Genomic DNA, 1,153 nt, shown 5'->3' with positions numbered 1-1,153 from the left:
GGTCCACTTCAGGCTCACTGCCTCGCTTCTTCGACAGCCCGTGAGAGCCAGGAAACGGGCGACAGCGACCGCGATGCCTAAGGCATCGTTCTTCGAAGCTTTCCGTAGGATCGCTCCGAACTCCCGATACTCTTGCTCTGTCAGACGGCGATCCTTGACGCGATCTGCTTGCTTCCGAATGCCGTGGGCTGGGTTTTTCTCGATGATCCCCTGCCCTATCGCGTAGGTGAAAATGCCACCGAGCAACCCTACCGCACGAGCGGCTGTTCCGGCCCCACCACGAACAATTGCGCGACCTCGCGCCTTAGTCTTCACATTGGCCTTGGTCCGTCCGGCCGTGACGTCCCGGACGAAGCGGTTGATGTCGGTTGAAGCGATGTCCTTCACGCGACGGGTGCCCAGAAGCGGGATGATGTGACGGCGGATCCGGCTCTTGTCGATCGTCAACGTCGATACCTTTTTCGGTCGACGTCCCTTGCCCAGGATCAAGCCCTTGTCAGCATCTTCAAGATATCGCTCACAAAGTTCTTTGACGGTAATCGCCTGGTGATCCAGGCGCCGTTCCTCGGACGGGTTTTCGCCTTGGGCGATTCTTCCGAGAAGTATGCGCGCTTCACGACGGGCGGTTTCGGGTGTCCACACGCCGTGAAGCCCGATCGTATAGCGGCGGGTACGGCCGGCTGCGCGGTACTGGACGAGGTAGCTTCGTTTTCCGGACCGAAACATGCGTAGTCCGAACCCTGGCAATTCGTCATCCCATATAAAATGGTCTGCATCGCGGACTTCGGCAGCATCGACAATGCGCTTTGTCAGTCTGGCCATGAGTTCCCCTTCCTGCACCTCTCGCCTGCTTCTGCGGAAGCACCACGGAAGCAGGCGGGAGAAAATCTCGACCTGCAGTAGCCTACAAATTTCAGTGCCGAGGTCAAAATAAATGTGTGGAATCATATGGATAGAGGGCTATGGCGTAGAAAGAGAAACGTAAAGGAAAGCAGCAAAAATTTCCTCCGAAGGCAGAGGTCACAGGTTCGAATCCTGTCGGGTGCGCCAGCTTATTTCTGTACAGCCCGAAGACATAGGTAACAGTTTGTACCTAAGACATGGGTGACAACCTCGTGCCGAACGGGTTGTCGATGGTCTGCAGGGTCCTCTG

1 protein-coding gene is annotated in these 1,153 nt (G+C 56.7%); it reads right to left on the bottom strand.

The window, feature by feature from the left end; translation table 11 throughout:
• Nucleotides 1-822, bottom strand: an 822-nt coding sequence (locus tag HNQ95_RS33330) for a tyrosine-type recombinase/integrase (RefSeq protein WP_182576256.1), incomplete at its 3' end; no start/stop codon positions are given.
• Between the last annotated feature and the right edge of the window lie 331 nt (nt 823-1,153).

It is taken from the genome of Aminobacter ciceronei (assembly GCF_014138625.1).
Classification (GTDB): Bacteria; Pseudomonadota; Alphaproteobacteria; order Rhizobiales; family Rhizobiaceae; genus Aminobacter; species Aminobacter ciceronei.
The sequence above is the reverse complement of the archived record's forward strand: the minus strand, read 5'-3'. Positions and strand labels throughout refer to the sequence as shown.